General features: G+C 73.7%; 14 protein-coding genes. 8 read left to right on the top strand and 6 right to left on the bottom strand.

The annotated features are described in order from the left end of the window. Positions 1–33 precede the first annotated feature (33 nt). Both ACFXPX_RS33225 and ACFXPX_RS33220 read right to left on the bottom strand, forming a co-directional pair. The gene (locus tag ACFXPX_RS33225; RefSeq protein ID WP_375887741.1) at positions 34–1,047 is read right to left on the bottom strand and encodes an aldo/keto reductase; all 1,014 of its coding nucleotides are present in this window, start codon (positions 1,045–1,047) and stop codon (positions 34–36) included. Further along, the gene (locus ACFXPX_RS33220) at positions 1,044–1,547 is read right to left on the bottom strand and encodes a MerR family transcriptional regulator (RefSeq protein ID WP_375887738.1); all 504 of its coding nucleotides are present in this window, start codon (positions 1,545–1,547) and stop codon (positions 1,044–1,046) included. The genes ACFXPX_RS33225 and ACFXPX_RS33220 overlap by 4 nt, the downstream gene beginning before the upstream one ends. Positions 1,548–1,662: 115 nt before the next feature. On the opposite strand from ACFXPX_RS33220, the gene ACFXPX_RS33215 reads away from it, so the two are divergent. Continuing rightward, positions 1,663–2,496, top strand: a complete 834-nt coding sequence (locus ACFXPX_RS33215) for a serine hydrolase domain-containing protein (RefSeq protein WP_380527552.1) — start codon at positions 1,663–1,665, stop codon at positions 2,494–2,496. Positions 2,497–2,498: 2 nt separating this feature from the next. Here the strand turns inward: ACFXPX_RS33215 and ACFXPX_RS33210 are convergent, their stop codons facing one another. Next, entirely contained in the window at positions 2,499–3,275 is a 777-nt protein-coding gene (locus tag ACFXPX_RS33210) for a pirin family protein (RefSeq protein WP_380527554.1), read from the bottom strand. Positions 3,276–3,528: 253 nt separating this feature from the next. Here ACFXPX_RS33210 and ACFXPX_RS33205 point away from each other — a divergent pair, with 253 nt between their 5' ends. From ACFXPX_RS33205 to fabF, 5 genes are all read left to right on the top strand, one after another. Further along, positions 3,529–4,725 carry a PucR family transcriptional regulator gene (locus ACFXPX_RS33205; RefSeq protein ID WP_375888120.1) on the top strand — a complete coding sequence of 399 codons (1,197 nt, stop codon included), beginning with the start codon at positions 3,529–3,531 and terminating at the stop codon, positions 4,723–4,725. Between the two features lie 91 nt (positions 4,726–4,816). Continuing rightward, complete coding sequence (locus ACFXPX_RS33200; RefSeq protein WP_380644319.1) at positions 4,817–5,785, top strand: ACP S-malonyltransferase; 969 nt, start codon at positions 4,817–4,819, stop codon at positions 5,783–5,785. Next, positions 5,782–6,819 (top strand): beta-ketoacyl-ACP synthase III, encoded by a 1,038-nt coding sequence (locus ACFXPX_RS33195; RefSeq protein ID WP_375887728.1) that lies wholly within the window; start codon positions 5,782–5,784, stop codon positions 6,817–6,819. Before ACFXPX_RS33200 ends, ACFXPX_RS33195 begins: the two co-directional genes overlap by 4 nt. Positions 6,820–6,900: 81 nt before the next feature. Then, a complete protein-coding gene (locus tag ACFXPX_RS33190) occupies positions 6,901–7,149 on the top strand; it encodes an acyl carrier protein (RefSeq protein WP_375887726.1) in 249 nt (82 codons plus the stop codon). A gap of 182 nt (positions 7,150–7,331) precedes the next feature. Continuing rightward, positions 7,332–8,594, top strand: coding sequence for a beta-ketoacyl-ACP synthase II (fabF, locus tag ACFXPX_RS33185; protein WP_375887723.1), 1,263 nt, complete (start codon positions 7,332–7,334; stop codon positions 8,592–8,594). Between the two features lie 177 nt (positions 8,595–8,771). Here the strand turns inward: fabF and ACFXPX_RS33180 are convergent, their stop codons facing one another. Then, on the bottom strand, positions 8,772–9,266 hold the full coding sequence (locus tag ACFXPX_RS33180; protein WP_270147090.1) for a DUF3145 domain-containing protein: 495 nt from the start codon (positions 9,264–9,266) through the stop codon (positions 8,772–8,774). Positions 9,267–9,631: 365 nt separating this feature from the next. Next, positions 9,632–10,657, bottom strand: a complete 1,026-nt coding sequence (locus tag ACFXPX_RS33175) for an NADP-dependent oxidoreductase (RefSeq protein ID WP_380644318.1) — start codon at positions 10,655–10,657, stop codon at positions 9,632–9,634. 104 nt (positions 10,658–10,761) lie between these two features. On the opposite strand from ACFXPX_RS33175, the gene ACFXPX_RS33170 reads away from it, so the two are divergent. Next, entirely contained in the window at positions 10,762–11,226 is a 465-nt protein-coding gene (locus tag ACFXPX_RS33170; RefSeq protein WP_375887716.1) for a MarR family winged helix-turn-helix transcriptional regulator, read from the top strand. A gap of 117 nt (positions 11,227–11,343) precedes the next feature. Continuing rightward, positions 11,344–12,852 (top strand): LCP family protein, encoded by a 1,509-nt coding sequence (locus ACFXPX_RS33165; RefSeq protein WP_380644317.1) that lies wholly within the window; start codon positions 11,344–11,346, stop codon positions 12,850–12,852. Between the two features lie 7 nt (positions 12,853–12,859). Here the strand turns inward: ACFXPX_RS33165 and ACFXPX_RS33160 are convergent, their stop codons facing one another. Continuing rightward, complete coding sequence (locus ACFXPX_RS33160; protein WP_380644316.1) at positions 12,860–13,765, bottom strand: 1-aminocyclopropane-1-carboxylate deaminase/D-cysteine desulfhydrase; 906 nt, start codon at positions 13,763–13,765, stop codon at positions 12,860–12,862.

The raw sequence follows: 13,765 nt of genomic DNA, 5'->3' as shown, positions 1-13,765 counted from the left end.
GACCCCCCGGCCCCGCACGGCTGTACCACCCGACTACTCGCGCCCGACCGAGGTGTTGCTCATGTCCGCGTAGCGCTCGCCCGCCACCCGGCCGGCCAGCGGCTCCAGCAGCGCCAGCTCCTCCGTGCTCAGCCGCAGGGCGACGGCGCCGGTGTTCTCGGCGAGCCGGCTGCGCTTGCGGGTGCCGGGGATCGGCACCACGGTCAGCCCGTGCACCTGGGCCCGCTGCTGGACCCAGGCCAGCGCGACCTGGGCGAGCGTCGCGTCGTGGGCGGCGGCGATCTCCCGCAGCGGGGTGAGCAGTTCGCCGTTGGCGACGGCGTTCTCCCCGGTGTAGCGCGGGCTGCTGCGGCGGAAGTCGCCCGCCGTGAGGGTCGCCGCGTCCTGGAAGGCGCCGGTCAGGAAGCCCCGCCCGAGCGGCGAGTACGGCACGAAGGCGACGCCCAGCTCGGCCGCGGCCGGCACCGCGGAGCGCTCGACGTCCCGGGCGAACACCGACCACTCGGACTGCACCGCGGCGATCGGGTGGACGGCGTGCGCCTCGCGCAGCTCGGCCCCGGTCACCTCGGACAGCCCCAGCCGCCGCACCTTGCCGGCCTTCACCAGCTCGGCCATCGCGCCGACCGAGTCGGCCAGCGGCACGGCCGGGTCACGGCGGTGCATGTAGTACAGGTCGATCGTCTCCACGCCGAGGCGGCGCAGCGAGCCCTCCACCGCGGTGCGGATGTACTCCGGGTCGTTGCGGATGGCCCGGCGGCTCGGGTCCTCCTCGCTGCGGTCGATGGCGAACTTGGTGGCGATGACCACCCGGTCGCGGTTGGCGCGGACGAACGGGGCGAGGAACTCCTCGTTGCGGCCGTGGCCGTACATGTCCGCGGTGTCGAACAGGGTGACGCCGGCTTCCAGCGCGGCGTCCAGGGTGGCGCGCGCCTCGTCGGAGTCGGTCGGGCCGTAGAACTCGCTCATGCCCATGCAGCCGAGGCCCTGGACGCCCACCAGCGGGCCGTCGGTGCCGAGGGGTGCGGTGGGGAGGACGGGGTGAGTCATGCGCTCTGCTCTTCCTCTACTCGGTGGTGCTGGCTTCGGACGGGGGCGCCGGCACTGTCGGCGATCCTCCCGGCATAGAGATCGATCTTGTGGTCGAGGACGGCCAGGGTGGCCTGGAGGTCGACGATCCGCTGCCGGACCTCCTCGCGCTGGGTCTCCAGCAGCTCCCGGCGCTCGACGTAGGTCTCGTCGCCGCGGCGGGCCATGTCGACGTACCTGAGCATGTCCGCCACCGACATCCCGGTCAGCCGCAGCCGGCCCAGGAAGGCCAGCCGGCGCAGGTCGCCGTCGCAGTAGCGGCGCTGGCCGCCGGCCGCGCGGTCGACCGGGTCGAGCAGGCCGATCCGCTCGTACCAGCGGAGCGTGTGGGCGGTCAGCCCGCTGACGGCGGCGACCTCGCTGATGGTGTGCCGCGGGGTCCGGTCCGGCTCACTGTCCTGGCCGTTGAAGACCTCGGCGCAGCTGCGCAGACCGGCCCGGGCCCGTACGGGTGTGGCCATGATCGATTCCCCCTGTCCTGTGCCGACGACGCTACCGAGTTGGAGTGCACTCCAAGCAAGCCACCCACCCGGGTGCCCCCGCCACCCGACCGGACCGCACATTAGAGTCGACCGCATGGAGAGCTTGCGGATGATCGACAACTGGCCCGTGCCCCACGCCGCCGCCGCGGTGGTCCGGGGGTCGGACGGCGCGGTGCTGGGCGCCCACGGCCCGCAGCAGCACCTCTTCCCGCTGGCCTCGGTGACCAAGCTGCTCACCTCCTACGCGGCCCTGGTCGCCCTGGAGGAGGGCGTGTTCGAGCTGGACGACCCGGCCGGCCCGCCCGGCTCCACCGTCCGCCACCTGCTCGCCCACACCTCGGGCCTCGGCTTCGACGAGGACCGGCTGTTCTCCGAGCCCGGCAAGCGCCGGCTCTACTCCAACGCCGGTTTCGACGTGCTGGCGGCCACCCTGGCCGAGGCCGCCGGGATCGCGTTCCACCGGTACGTCGCCGAGGCGGTGTTCGAGCCGCTGGGCATGCACGACACCCTGATCAACACCGCGAGCAAGTCCCCGGCCGGCGCCGGCGGCCTGTCCACGGTGGCCGACCTGGCCCGGTTCGCCGCCGAGCTGCAGTCCCCGAAGCTGCTGGACCCGTCCACCGTCCGGCGGGCCACCCGCGAGGTCGCCTTCCCCGGCACCAGCGGCGTGCTGCCCGGCTACGGGCACCGCCGCCCGAACGACTGGGGCCTCGGCTTCGAAATCCGCGACGGCAAGAGCCCGCACTGGACCGGCACCGCCAACTCCCCCGAGACCTTCGGCCACTTCGGCCAGTCCGGCACCTTCCTCTGGGTCGACCCGCGGGCCGGCGCGGCCTGCGTCGCGCTCACCGACCGGGACTTCGGCCCCTGGGCCGTGGAGGCCTGGCCGCCGCTGTCCGACGCCGTCCTCGGCGAACTGCGGGGCTGACCTCAGCCGTACGAGACCGGCGAGTGCATCTCCCAGAGCAGGAGTTCGGCGCCGGTCTCCCCGGCCGCCGGGTCGGCGAAGGCCTCGCCGGTGACCCGCACGCTGTCGCCGGGCGCCATCGACCGCCCGGCGCCCTTGGGCCCGGGCACGGTCCGGTAACCCAGGGAGCCGGCCGTCAGGTGGGCGTACCGCCAGGGCGCGGCGGGCAGTTCGGGCAGCGGCTGCCAGGGGCCGGCGGTGGCCAGCCAGAGCGCGGCGTCGCGGCGGCGCAGCCGCAGGGCGTCCGTCCCGGCGTCGCGTTCCAGGCCGGAGGCCAGCAGCGTCAACCCGCCGTCCGCCCGCTCCACCTTGCGCAGCCCGTACGCGGGGGCGGCGTCGAACTCGTCCGGCTGCAGCCACATCTGGACGAAGCGCACCGGCCCGGTGGCGCCGCCGACGTTGCGCTCGGTGTGGGTGACCCCGGAGCCGGCGCTGAGGTGCTGGACCATGCCCGGGCGCACCACCCCGCCGTGGCCGTGCGAGTCCCGGTGGGCCAGCGCGCCCTCCAGCACCCAGGTGAGGATCTCGGTGTCCCGGTGCTTGTGCTCCTCGAACCCGGCGCCGGGCGCCAGGAGTTCCTCGTTGCACGCGAGCAGCGCGCCGAAGTGGGTGTTCTTCGGGTCGTAGTGGCCGGAGAAGGAGAACGCGTGTCGGGTCTCGATGCCCTCGGCGGGGGTGGAGCGGTAGCGCTCGGCGGTGCGGCGCTGGTCGGCGCGGGGGCGGGCGGCGTCGTCGGTCACGCCCCTCACCGTACTGCTCCGGACGGCGCGCGCCGGGGCGCGGACGCGCCCCGCGCCCCGGGGCCGTGAGCGGCACCACCGTGCCCCCGCACCGGGGGGTGTGCACGAGCAGTCACTCGCGTGAGGCAGTCTTGTCCTTGTGCCAGCCGCTTCCGCGAACTCCAAGAGCGAACCCACGCCGCCCGCCGAACCCACCGGGAAGAGCCCGGCTCCCCGGACCGCCCGCGACCGCCCCGGCCGCCCCGCCCCCCGTCTGACCGCCCAGGAGCGCCGGAACGCCGCCGAGCGGGCCGAGCGCCGGGCCGCGACGCTCAAGCGGCTGGAGAAGTCCTCGGGGAAGCTGGCCACCGCCGCGATCTCGCGGATGGACGACCAGCTCGGCTGGTACCGGCGGATGCCGCCGGAGCACCGCTCCTGGATCGGCCTGGTCGCCCAGGCGGGCATCGCCGCCTTCACCGAGTGGTACCGCCACCCGGAGGCCGCCCGGGCGATCTCCACCGACGTCTTCGGCACCGCCCCGCGCGAGCTGACCAGGGCGATCACGCTGCGCCAGACCGTGGAGCTGATCCGCACCACGATCGAGGTGATGGAGGAGGCCATCGAGGAAGTGGCCGCCCCCGGCGACGAGGCGGACATGCGCGAGTCCGTGCTGGTCTACGCCCGGGAGATCGCCTTCGCCACCGCCCAGGTGTACGCCCAGGCGGCCGAGGCGCGCGGCGCCTGGGACGCCCGGCTGGAGGCGCTGGTGGTGAACTCCCTGCTGTCCGGCGACGCCGACGAGGGCGTGCTGTCCCGGGCGGCCGCCCTGGGCTGGGGCCAGCCCAGCCAGGTCCGGGTGGTGATGGGCAGCGCCCCGGACGGCGACAGCGAGCTGGTGGTCGAGGCGATCCGCCGGGCCGCCCGGTACGCCAAGCTGAACGTGCTGACCGGGGTGCTGGGCAAGCGCCTGGTGGTCGTGGTCGGCGGCGAGAAGGAGCCGGTGCACGCCGCCCGGGCGCTGATCGGCCAGTTCGCGCCGGGCCCGGTGGTGATCGGCCCGACCGTGCCGGACCTGCTCTCGGCGACCCGCTCGGCGCACGCCGCCGCGTCCGGACTGCGCGCCTGCGCCGCCTGGCCGGACGCCCCGCGCCCGGTGCTCGCCGACGACCTGCTGCCCGAACGGGCGCTCGCCGGGGACCAGGCCGCCCGCCGCCAGTTGGTGGAGGAGATCTACACACCGCTGGACGAGGCCGGCTCCGCCCTGCTGGAGACGCTGAGCGTCTACCTGGAGCAGGCGTCCTCCCTGGAGGGCGCGGCCCGAATGCTCTTCGTGCACCCCAACACGGTGCGCTACCGGCTACGACGTGTGACCGACGTCACGGGGTACGCCCCCTCCGACGTACGTTCGGCGTTCACCCTGCGGATCGCACTGGCCCTCGGCCGGCTCACCGCCGCCGGGGAGCCCGGTTGAGCCGGGGTGTAGGGACCATACAATCCCGGATGGTTTTCTTCGTTACCGTCGCCTACCCGCCCCCGGGCGCCTGGCGAGAGAGGGTTGAACCGTGCTCGTAATCGTCGCCCCTGGACAGGGTGCCCAGTCCCCCGGTTTCCTCAGCCCCTGGCTGGAGCTGGACGGTGTCGCCGACCGCCTGCGCCGTTGGTCGGAGCCCGCCGGGCTCGACCTGGTGCACGCCGGGACGGAGGCCTCCGCCGAGGAGATCAAGGACACGGCCGTCGCCCAGCCGCTGCTGGTCGCGGCCGGTCTGGTGACCGCTCGCGCGCTGTTCCCGGACGAGGACGTCGCCCGCAAGCTGACCGGCGCCGTCGCCGGCCACAGCGTCGGTGAGATCACCGCCGCCGCCCTCGCCGGCGTGTTCGGCGCGGCCGAGGCGCTGACCTTCGTCCGTGAGCGCGGCCTGGCCATGGCCGAGGCCGCCACCGTCACCGAGACCGGCATGACCGCCGTGCTCGGCGGCGACCCCGAGGTCGTCGCGGCGAAGCTGGCCGAGCACGGCCTGACCGCGGCCAACAACAACGGCGGCGGCCAGATCGTCGCGGCCGGCACGCTGGTCCAGCTGGAGGCCCTCAAGGCCGACCCGCCGGCCGGCGCCAAGCTGATCGCGCTCAAGGTGGCCGGTGCGTTCCACACCGAGCACATGGCCCCCGGTGTCGAGCGGCTCGCCGCGCTGGCCCCGAGCCTGGCCGTGGCCGACCCGCAGGTCACCTACGTGTCCAACAGGGACGGCGGGGTCGTCGACTCCGGCGCCGAGGTGCTGGGCCGCCTGGTGTCGCAGGTCTCCAACCCGGTCCGCTGGGACCTCTGCACGGAGACCCTCGGCCGGCTGGGCGCGACCGCCGTGATCGAGCTGTCCCCCGCGGGCACGCTCACGGGGCTGCTCAAGCGCAACCTCAAGGGCGTGGCCACGCTCGCCCTGAAGACCCCCGCCGACCTGGACAAGGCCCGTAGGCTCATCGCGGAGCACAGCGGCCAGGAGCAGCCGGACCAGCAGGACCAGGAGGACCTGGCATGACCAAGCCCCAGATCCGCCCCGCCACCGGCGCGCAGTACTCCCGGATCCACGGGGTCGGCGGCTACCGCCCGGTCCGGGTCATCCCCAACTCCGAGGTCCTGGAGTGGATCGACTCCTCGGACGAGTGGATCCGCACCCGGAGCGGGATCGCCGAGCGCCGCTGGGCGGGCCCGGAGGAGAGCGTCGCCGAGATGTCGCTGCAGGCCGCCGGCAAGGCCGTCGCGCAGGCCGGCATCTCCGCCGAGCAGATCGGCGGCGTGATCGTCGCGACCGTCTCGCACCTCAAGCAGACCCCCGCGATCGCCACCGAGATCGCCGAACGGCTCGGCTGCGGCACCGCCCCGGCCTTCGACATCTCGGCCGCCTGCGCCGGCTTCGGCTACGGCCTGGGCCTGGCCGACGGCATGATCCGCGGCGGCAACGCCGAGTACGTGCTGGTGATCGGCGTCGAGCGGCTCAGCGACCTGACCGACAAGTCGGACCGCTCGACCGCCTTCATCTTCGGCGACGGCGCCGGTGCCGCGATCGTCGGCCCGTCCGACACGCCGGGCATCGGCAAGCTGATCTGGGGCTCGGACGGCTCGCAGTCCGACGTCATCAGCCAGACGCAGGCCTGGGACACCGCCTTCGCCAAGCCCGACGCCATCAACGGCCCGGGCGAGGAGCAGGACCACAAGTGGCCGGCCCTGCGGATGGACGGCCAGCCGGTGTTCCGCTGGGCGGTCTGGGAGATGGCCAAGGTGGCCCAGCAGGCGCTGGACGCCGCCGGGATCACCGCCGACCAGCTCGGCGCCTTCATCCCGCACCAGGCCAACATGCGGATCACCGACGCCATGATCAAGGCGCTCAAGCTGCCCGCGTCGGTGCCGGTCGCCCGCGACATCGCGGAGACCGGCAACACCTCCGCGGCCTCCATCCCGCTGGCGATGGAGCGCATGCTGGAGTCCGGCGAGGCCCACAGCGGCGACCTCGCGCTGATCATCGGGTTCGGGGCGGGTCTCGTCTACGCCGCGGCAGTCGTTACGCTCCCCTAGGCGCGTTTCGCCCCACCCCATCCACAAGCCCGTGCCCGGCCGACGGTCGGACACGTTCAACACCGAAGAGGAGCAGCCGGTATGGCTTACACCAAGGACGAGGTCCTGGAAGGTCTCGCCGAGATCGTCAACGAGATCGCCGGTATCCCGGGCGAGGACGTCCAGGAGGACAAGTCCTTCACCGACGACCTGGACGTCGACTCGCTGTCCATGGTCGAGGTCGTCGTGGCCGCCGAGGAGCGCTTCGACGTCAAGATCCCGGACGACGAGGTCAAGAACCTGAAGACCGTCGGCGACGCGGTGAACTACATCCTCACCAACGCCGCCTGAGCGATCGACTCGTACGAGTCGCCCAGTCCGTCCGGCGTGACGCACGCCCAGGACGGCTGACCCGTCGGCCCGGCTCCGAGAGCCAGGTCGACCCGCCGGCCGGGACGCCCCACCGGGCGCCCGGCCGGGCCCTTCTTCGGCTCGCCGCCGACCCCGCACGAAACGTGAAAGAAGAGAAACCAGTGACCGCTGAGAACCGAACCGTGGTCGTCACGGGTATCGGCGCCTTCACGCCGCTGGGCGGCGACGCCGCCACCACCTGGGAGAACCTGATCGCCGGGCGCTCCGGAGTGGCGGCGCTGACCGAGGAGTGGGCCCAGGACCTGCCGGTCCGGATCGCCGCACGCACCGCGGTCGAGCCGGGCGAGATCCTGCCCCGCCCGCTGGCCCGCAAGCTCGACCGCTCCGCCCAGTTCGCGCTGATCGCCGCCCGCGAGGCCTGGGCCGACGCCGGCTACGAGACCCCGGCCACCGACGAGTCCTCCAAGCTCGCCCCCGAGCGCCTGGGCGCCGTGATCGCCTCCGGCATCGGCGGCGTGACCACCCTGCTCGACCAGTACGACGTGCTGCGGGAGAAGGGCGCCCGCAAGGTCTCCCCGCACACCGTCCCGATGCTGATGCCCAACTCCCCGGCGGCCAACGTCGGCCTGGAGGTCGGCGCCCGCGCGGGTGTGCACACCCCCGTCTCCGCCTGCGCCTCCGGCGCCGAGGCGATCGGCTACGCGATCGAGATGATCCGCAGCGGCCGCGCCGACGTCGTGGTGGCCGGCGGCACCGAGGCGGCCATCCACCCGCTGCCGATCGCCGCGTTCGCCAACATGATGGCGATGTCCAAGAACAACGACGAGCCCGAGCGTGCCTCGCGCCCGTACGACAAGGCCCGGGACGGCTTCGTGCTGGGCGAGGGCGCCGGCGTGGTCGTGCTGGAGTCGCTGGAGCACGCCGAGGCCCGCAACGCCCGGATCTACTGCGAGGCCGTCGGCCAGGGCCTGTCCTCGGACGCCCACCACATCGCCCAGCCCGAGCCGACCGGTGCCGGTGTGGCCCGCGCGCTGGCCGACCTGTTCGACCGCAACGAGCTGGACAAGGCCGAGATCGTGCACGTCAACGCGCACGCCACCTCGACCCCGCAGGGCGACACCGCCGAGCTCAAGGCGCTCCGCAAGGAGCTGGGCGAGGACCTCGACCACATCCTGGTCTCCGCCACCAAGTCGATGACCGGCCACCTGCTGGGCGGCGCCGGCGGCATCGAGACCGTCGCCACCGTGCTGGCGCTGCACCACCGGATCGCCCCGCCGACCATCAACGTCGAGGAGCTGGACGACGAGGTGGACGCGAAGGTCGTGACCGAGGCGACCCCGCTGCCCGAGGGCCGGATCGCCGCGCTGAACAACTCGTTCGGCTTCGGCGGCCACAACGTGGTGCTGGCCTTCCGCACCCGCTGACGCCCGTGACGGAGGGGCGGGGGGGGGGGGGGCGCGCCGGCCCCCCCCGCGGCCAACCCGGCGGGGGCGCGCCGCGCCCACCTCTGGGGGGGCGCCGCCCCCCCCCGCGGCGCCCGGTGGCGGGGGGGCGGGCGCGCCGCGCCGGCCCCGGCCCCTCCGTCGTGTCGTCCCGCGGGCTCAGACCACCTGGTGCAGCCAGCGCACCGGGGCGCCCTCGCCCGCGTAGCGGAACGGCTCCAGCTCGTCGTCCCAGGGCTTGCCCAGCAGCCGGGAGATCTCGGCCTCCAGGTCGGCCCCCTCGCTGCGGGCCCGCAGCAGGACGGCCCGCAGCCGGTCCTCGGGGATCAGGATGTCGCCGTGGATGCCCGTGACGGCGTGGAAGATGCCGAGCGTGGGCGTGCTGCTGTACCGCTCGCCCTCCGCCGTGGCGCAGGGCTCGCTGGTCACCTCGTACCGCATCAGCTGCCAGCCGCGCAGCGCGGAGGCGAGCTTCGAAGCGGTGCCGGGCTCCCCCTGCCAGGAGAGCTCGGCACGCCAGTGCCCGGGTGCGGCCGGCTGGCGGATCCAGTCCAGGCTCACCCGCACACCGAGCACCCCCGCGACGGCCCACTCGACGTGCGGGCACAGCGCGCGGGGCGCGGAGTGGATGTAGAGAACTCCACGTGTCGTCACCGGGACCTCCAGGCTGTGGACGAGGGTCGCCTTCCCCAGCTGCCTCGTGCCTGCAGTTGATCCACAGTTACCCACGTTAGCCGACATTAAGCTACTAAATTGAGCAAAACGGACAGGCTTTCGCTCAATGCTAGTCGAATCCTCAACGAGGTCTACCCCTCGGCCGGATCTCTCCCCCGAACGGCCCCATCGCCGGGCGGGACCACCGTACCGCGCGGCGCGGGGCGATGGATGACGCACTTTCGGATCCGGCCGGAATGCGGTAGTGCGGCCGGATCCCCTGCGCCGTGCACGCGAACCGCCCCGCGCGCCCGGTCGGGGCGGCGGGGCGGGTTCGACTCCGGACCAAGGGCCCTGACGGAGGGTCAGCCGTCCAGGCGGACCACCATCTTGCCGGTGTTGACGCCGCGGAGCAGGTCCAGGAAGGCCTCGACGGCGTTGTCGAAGCCGTCCACCACGGTCTCCTCGGAGCGCAGCTCGCCGGAGCGCAGCCAGCCGCCCACCTCGGCCACGAACTGCGGCTGCAGGGCGGCGTGGTCGCCGACCAGCATGCCCTCCAGGCGCAGCCGCTTGCCGATCGCCAGCGCCAGGTTGCGCGGAGCGGCGGGCGGGGTGGTGTCGTTGTACTGGGCGATCGCGCCGCAGAGCACCGCGCGGCCGTGCACGCCGAGGGCGCCGATCGCGGCCTCCAGGTGGTCCCCGCCGACGTTGTCGAAGTAGAGGTCGATGCCCTCCGGGGCGGCCTTGGCGAGCTGCTCGGCGACCGGGGCGTCCTTGTAGTTGAAGGCCGCGTCGAAGCCGAAGTCGTCCACCAGCTTGGCGACCTTCTCCGCCGAGCCGGCCGAGCCGACCACCAGCGAGGCGCCCTTGAGCCGGGCGATCTGGCCGACCAGTGAGCCGACGGCGCCGGCCGCGCCGGAGACGAAGACCTTGTCGCCCTCCTTGAGGGCGCCGACGGCGAGCAGTCCGGCGTAGGCGGTCAGGCCGGGCATGCCGAGCACGCCGAGGTAGGCGGAGAGCGGGCCGGCCGCCGGGTCGACCTTGACCGCGCGCTTCGCGTCCAGGGTGGCGTACTCGCGCCAGCCGAGCCCGTGCAGCACGGCGTCGCCGGGGGCGAAGCCCCCCGCCTCGGAGGCGACCACGTAGCCGACCGCGCCGCCGTCCATCGCCTGGCCGAGCTGGAACGGGGGCACGTAGGACTTGGTGTCGTTCATCCTGCCGCGCATGTACGGGTCGACCGAGAGGTGGGTGTTGCGGACCAGGATCTCGCCCGGGCCCGGGGTCCGGACCGGGGCCTCGACCAGGGCGAAGTCGGCGGGCACCGGCCAGCCCTGGGGGCGGGCGGCGAGGTGCCATTCACGGGCGGTCGCGGGGGCGGCCTGCTCTGCCATGGAGGTGCTCCTTGGGGGGGTTCGGCAGGTAAAAGGTTGAGCAACTGAAGTAACGATGGACATGAAAGGTTCATGTTGTCAACTTTTCAGGTAGACTCTGGGGCATGGACACCCAGCAGACCGAGGTCGCCACGCCGCAGTCCGACGAGATCACCCGCGAGGTCGTCGACCTGATGGCCAACCTGGTCGCCCTGTTCCATCGCGAGTACGAGGAGGCCGCCGCCGCCCGCTCGCTCACCGGCGCCCAGGCCAAGGTGCTCGCGCTGCTGCGGCGCGGCCCGCTGCCGATGCGCCACATCGCCCAGACGCTCAGCTGCGAGCCCTCCAACATCACCGGCATCGTCGACCGGCTGGAGGCCCGCGGCTTCGTCACCCGGGAGGCCGACCGGCAGGACCGCCGGGTCAAGCTGGTCGCCGCCACCGAGACCGGCGCGGCCGCCTCCGAGGAGCTGCGCGAGTCGCTCAACTTCGCCCGCGAGCCGCTCGCCGCGCTCGGCCCGCAGGAGCGCACCGTCCTGCGGGACCTGCTCCGGCGGATGCTCACCGGCGCCGCCGACCCCGGCGCGTGAGCAGCATCACAGCACTGCTGCCCGATTCGCCCGCACTCAGGAGGTAACCGAACGGCCTTCCGGAACGTCTAACGTTCGAACATCGAACGCGAGAAACGTGAAGACGGGGGGCACGGGATGAGCAGCAGCACGCGCCGGCGCCGCTACCTGCGGACCGCCATCGGCCTGGCCGCCGTTCTGGTGCTGTCGGTCGTGGGGGCGGGGGCCTGGTTCTACCACCGGCTGGACAGCAACATCACCACCTTCGACGCGGGCGGCGTCGCCACCGAGCGCCCGCCGGCCCCCGTGCCGGCCAGCCCCGGCGCCCAGGTGCCGGTCAACATCCTGCTGCTCGGCTCGGACACCCGCGACGACGGCAACAACTCGCTGGGCGGCGGCGACGAGGGCGTCGGCAACTCGGACACCGCGATCCTGGTGCACGTCTACGCCGACCACAAGCACGCCGTCGGGGTCTCGATCCCCCGCGACACCCTGGTCACCATCCCGTCCTGCAAGCTGGCGAACGGCAGCTGGAGCAAGCCCCGCACCGACCAGATGTTCAACTCGGCGTTCAGCCTCGGCGAACTCGCCAAGGGCAACCCGGCCTGCACCCAGAACACCGTGGAGAACCTCACCGGGCTGCGGGTCGACCACACCGTCGTGGTCGACTTCAAGGGCGCCGCCGCGATGACCGACGCCATCGGCGGCGTGGACGCCTGCGTGCCCAACGACGTCAACGAGTACGGCATCCAGCTCAAGAAGGGGATGCAGAAGCTCTCCGGCAAGTCCGCGGTCGACTACCTGCGGACCCGGCACGGCATCGGCGACAACTCCGACATAGGCCGGATGAAGCGCCAGCAGGCCTTCCTCTCCTCGATGATCAAGAAGGTCCAGTCCCAGGGCTTCTCCCTGCCCACGCTGCTGCCGCTGGCCGACGCCGCCACCAAGTCGCTCACCGTGGACGAGGGCCTCGGCACCGCGATGAAGCTGGTGGACTTCGCCCGCTCGCTGGAGGACATCAAGCTCTCCGACGTCACCTTCGTCACCGCCCCCTGGCGCTTCGCCGGGGAACGGGTGCGGCTGGTCCAGCCGGACGCCGACGCGCTGTGGAAGCTGCTGCGCGAGGACCGCACCCTGGACGGGCAGGGCACCGCCGGCACCGGCGCGGCCACCGCCGCCGCGGCCTCCGCCTCCGCCTCCGCCTCGCCGAGCGCGGGCCCCGGGACGAACGCGCCGCTCACCGCCGAACAGGCCGGCGCCCCGGTCACCGTGGTCAACGGCGTCGGCACCGCCGGGCTGGCCGGCTCCGGCGCCGAGACCCTCAAGGGACGCGGCTTCCAGAACGTCACCCTCGGCGCCAACAACCCCGGCAAGCAGCGCACCGAGGTCTCCTACGACCCGACGCTCAAGACCACCGCCGACCAGGTCGCAGCGCTCTTCCCCGGCGCCCGCACCGTCGAGGAGCCCGGCTCGGGCGCGATCACCGTCACCCTCGGGGCGGACTACCGGGCGGCCGGCACCCAGCTGAACTCGGTGACCGCGCCCTCGCCCACGGCCACCGCGCCCAGCGGGATCCCGACCGGCATAGCGGAGAACACCCGCGGCGCCGACACCGACCCCTGTGCCGACCTGACCTTCGGATCCTAGGGCCCGGTTACTCCGGGTCCGGCAGGCCGGTGACCACGGCCGTCAGGCGGGTGCCGCGCACGAAGGCACCCGCCCCGGCCAGGTCGGCCAGGGCGGCGAGCAGCTTGGCGACGTACCGGCGTTCCACCGGGATGCCGTGGCGGCGTTCGAACTCCGCGGCGAAGGCGGCGAGTTCGGCCGGGACCTTGCCGTAGCCGCCGCCGTGGTGCGCGTGGTCGATCCGCCAGTTGGCGAACTCCCGCCCGAACCCGGCCCGGTGCAGCCGGGCGACCTCCGCCTCCAGGTAGCCCTCGCCGCCGCGCAGCACGGCCACCCCGAGCGCCCGGGCGCCCGGCGGCAGGCCGGCCGCGATCCCGGCCAGGGTGCCGCCGGTGCCCACCGGGCAGCAGACCACGTCGTGCCCGCCCAGGTCGGGCAGTTCGGCCGTGATCGCGGCCGCGCCGACCGCGGCCAGGGCGTTGGAGCCGCCCTCCGGGAGCACCAGGCAGCGGCCCCAGCGGCGCTCCACCTCCGTACCGTCGCCGGTGCCGTCCCCGGCGAGGGCCCGGCCGGTGGCCTCCCGGTAGGCGGCCCGGGTGAGGAACTCCAGCCGCATCCCGGAGCGTTCGGCGGCCCGCAGCGACCAGTTGCGCGGCCGGTCGGCCAGCTCCTCGCCGCGCACCAGCCCGACGCTCTCCAGTCCGAGCGCGCCGGCGGCGGCCGCGGCCGCCCGCAGGTGGGTCGAGTAGGCGCCGCCGAAGGTCAGCAGCCGGGTGTGCCCCTGTTCGACGGCGGCGGCCAGGTTCGGGGCCAGCTTGCGCCACTTGTTGCCGGGGACGGTCGGGTGCAGCAGGTCGTCCCGCTTGAGTCTCAGCTCCACCCCGGCCCGGGCGAACACCCCGTCGGTGCAGTCCACCAGCGGGGTCGGCAGCAG

This window comes from Kitasatospora sp. NPDC059146 (genome assembly GCF_042786665.1).
GTDB lineage: Bacteria > Actinomycetota > Actinomycetes > Streptomycetales > Streptomycetaceae > Kitasatospora.
The sequence above is the reverse complement of the archived record's forward strand: the minus strand, read 5'-3'. Positions and strand labels throughout refer to the sequence as shown.

What these genes read in the sequence shown, in the direction of transcription:
- ACFXPX_RS33175 (WP_380644318.1), bottom strand. Translation starts at nt 10,657, where the DNA reads ATGGCAGAGCAGGCCGCCCCCGCGACCGCCCGTGAATGGCACCTCGCC.
- ACFXPX_RS33215 (WP_380527552.1), top strand. Translation starts at nt 1,663, where the DNA reads ATGGAGAGCTTGCGGATGATCGACAACTGGCCCGTGCCCCACGCCGCC.
- ACFXPX_RS33165 (WP_380644317.1), top strand. Translation starts at nt 11,344, where the DNA reads ATGAGCAGCAGCACGCGCCGGCGCCGCTACCTGCGGACCGCCATCGGC.
- ACFXPX_RS33170 (WP_375887716.1), top strand. Translation starts at nt 10,762, where the DNA reads ATGGACACCCAGCAGACCGAGGTCGCCACGCCGCAGTCCGACGAGATC.
- ACFXPX_RS33195 (WP_375887728.1), top strand. Translation starts at nt 5,782, where the DNA reads ATGACCAAGCCCCAGATCCGCCCCGCCACCGGCGCGCAGTACTCCCGG.
- ACFXPX_RS33220 (WP_375887738.1), bottom strand. Translation starts at nt 1,547, where the DNA reads ATGGCCACACCCGTACGGGCCCGGGCCGGTCTGCGCAGCTGCGCCGAG.
- ACFXPX_RS33190 (WP_375887726.1), top strand. Translation starts at nt 6,901, where the DNA reads ATGGCTTACACCAAGGACGAGGTCCTGGAAGGTCTCGCCGAGATCGTC.
- ACFXPX_RS33225 (WP_375887741.1), bottom strand. Translation starts at nt 1,047, where the DNA reads ATGACTCACCCCGTCCTCCCCACCGCACCCCTCGGCACCGACGGCCCG.